The sequence below is a fragment of the Streptomyces otsuchiensis genome (assembly GCF_004305975.1).
Lineage (GTDB): Bacteria > Actinomycetota > Actinomycetes > Streptomycetales > Streptomycetaceae > Streptomyces > Streptomyces otsuchiensis.
The window spans coordinates 1-2,515 of the sequence record NZ_BHZI01000453.1 but is presented as its reverse complement, the minus strand read 5'-3'; the positions used below and the strand labels follow the sequence as shown (position 1 = coordinate 2,515).

Genomic DNA, 2,515 nt, shown 5'->3' with positions numbered 1-2,515 from the left:
GGCTGCGGCAGCCGGTCCTCCCACCCGCCGCCGGCGGCGATGACGACGCTCTCCAGCGGTCCGGTGAGCGTGGCGTCCAGCGCGGCGAGCGCCTGGGCGTCGCTCATGGCGTACGCGGCGAGCGCACCCGCGGTCCGCTCCTCGGTACGGGCCAGGGTGGCCGTCCAGGTGTCCCAGGCGGCGGAGATCCAGCGGGTGGGCGCCGCCTCGGTGGCGGGGCGGGCCAGCGCCTCCAGGGCGGCGTTGGCGGCGGCGTAGCTGCCGAAGGCGAGGCCGCCGAGGTGCGCGGAGGTCGAGGAGAAGAGCAGCACCCAGTCGGGCGCCCGGTCCGTGGGGAGGGTGGCGACGGCCTCGTCGATCGCCAGCGCCCCCCGGTACTTGGCACCGAAGTGACGGCGCACCCCGGTCGCGTCGGCCGAGGCCAGCGGCACGAACGCGTCCTCTGCGGTGTCTCCGGCGGCGTGCAGCACCCCGGTGAACCGCTCCTCGCCGAGCAGGCCGGCGACGGCGGCGGGGTCGGTGACGTCCAGCTTCGGGGTCTCCACCCGGGCGCCGCCGAGGGCGCGCAGCCGGGCGACGGCGTCGGCGCGGGGGCCGGTGGCGTCGGCGGCCAGTCCGCTGCGCCCGGCGAGTACCACCCGGCCGGCGCCGCCGCGCACCAGGTGCTCGGCGACGACCAGGCCGATGACGCCGAGGCCGCCGGTGACCAGATAGCTGCCGCCGGCGCGGACGGCGGGCCGGCGCGGCGCGGCGGGGGCCTCGGGCGCGGGCCGGTAGCCGGGGGCGTGGCGGACGCCACCGCGGTAGGCGGTGAGCACCGGCCCGCCGGTGACGCCCAGGGCTTCGGCGAGGTCGGCGGCGTCCCGGGCGGGGTCGCTCGCCGGGTCCAGGTCGACGCCGCGCGCGTCCAGTCCGGGGTACTCCTGGGCGGCGACCACCGGAAGCACGGCGGCGGCGGCCTGCGCCGGGTCGGCGGAGTCGCCGTCGGCGACCGCGCGGGCTCCTCGGGTCGCCACCAGCAGGGTGGCGGTGTCCGGAGCGTCCGCCCGGGCGATGACCGCCCCGATGGTGCGGCGCACGGTCTCGGCGGGGTCCGCGCCCGTACCGGGCAGGACCACGACGGTGAGCGGTCCCTCGCCGGGCGGCGCGGAGAGGGCTGCGAGCCCGGCGTCGTCCGCTCCGGCGACCACCGGACGGCCTCCCGCGCTCTCCAGCAGCGCGGCGAGGGCGTGCGCCACGGCGGTGCCGTCCGGTCCGTCGGGCAGCAGCAGGTGGCGGCCCCGGGGCGCGCCGGTGGAGGGGGTGGTCTCGGAGCTCCAGTGCCGGGCCAGCAGCCGGACATGCGGTTCGGCGGCGGGCGTGGCCTCAGCCGTGGGGGCCGCAGAGGGAGCGGAGACGGGCGCCGCCGCGCGGACGGCGGGCCAGTGGCGGGAGCGCTGGAAAGGGTAGACCGGCAGGCTGGTGAGCCGACCGGGGCAGAGCCCGGAACGGACCGCGTCCCAGTCGAGTTCGGCGCCCAGTTCCCAGAGCCGTCCGCAGACGGTGAGCAGGCCGGTGGCGTCGGCCGGGGCCTCGACGACCTCCGGACCGTCGTCGCCGGCGGTCAGCCCGTGCGGTGCCCCGGGCCCGGGCACCACCCAGAGGGTGGGGGTGTCCGGGCCGCCCGGCACCGCCGGGAGGGAGGCGGCGGCGCCGGGAGCGGTGAGGAGGGCGGTCCAGCGGGCGGCGTCGGCGGCGCCCGCGCCCTCCAGGAGGTCCCCGGTGACTCCGCAGAGCAGCGGGGTGTGCGGGATGGCGCGGGCCACCATGGCGACGGCGGCCTCCTGGTCGGGGGCCGTCCCGCCGTCCAGCGGCCGGGCGCGGAGCTCCACCAGGGTGAGGGCGTCGGCCGGGGTGAGCACCCCGGCGAGCGCGGCGGCGGTGATCTCACCGACGCCACGGCCGGTGAGCAGCGCGGGCCGCAGGCCGCGCCGGCGCAGGGCGGCGGCCAGCGCCCAGCCCGCGGTGAAGTGGGCGAGGTGGGCCGCGACATGGGACTCGGCCGGGGTGGCCGGGTCCAGCAGGGCGGCGCGGACGGCGCCCGCGTTCTCGCCCAGTGCGCCGAGGCAGCTGTCGACGGCCTCGGTGTACGCCGGGTCGGTGCCGTACAGCGCGGCGCCCGCACCGGTACGGCCGTCGGTGTCGGGCAGCAGCAGACCGGCCCTCGGGCCGCCCGCCAGGGGGCGGATCGCGGGCAGCGGGGCGGCGGCGGTGAGGGCCCGCGCCGCGGCGGACGGGCTCGCGGCGAGCACGGCTCGGCGGTGTTCCAGCGCGGCACGGCCCTGCTGGAGGGTGTGCGCGACATCGGCGAGGACGGTGTCCGGGCGGTCAGCCCCGGCGGCCAGTCCGGTCAGCCGCTCGCGCAGCGCGGCCGGGTCGGCGGCGGAGACCGGCAGCAGTTCGGGGCCGGTGGGCAGGGTCTCGGCCGTGTCCGCCGCGAGCGCGGCGCTCCCGGTACCGGTGGGCAGGGCGGTGG

Annotated in this window: 1 protein-coding gene; it reads right to left on the bottom strand. The window is 80.1% G+C overall.

Annotated features, from left to right (window positions below; translation table 11 throughout):
• Positions 1-2,515 (bottom strand): KR domain-containing protein (locus E0D90_RS28385; RefSeq protein WP_130800198.1); only part of this gene is annotated, 2,515 nt, incomplete at both ends.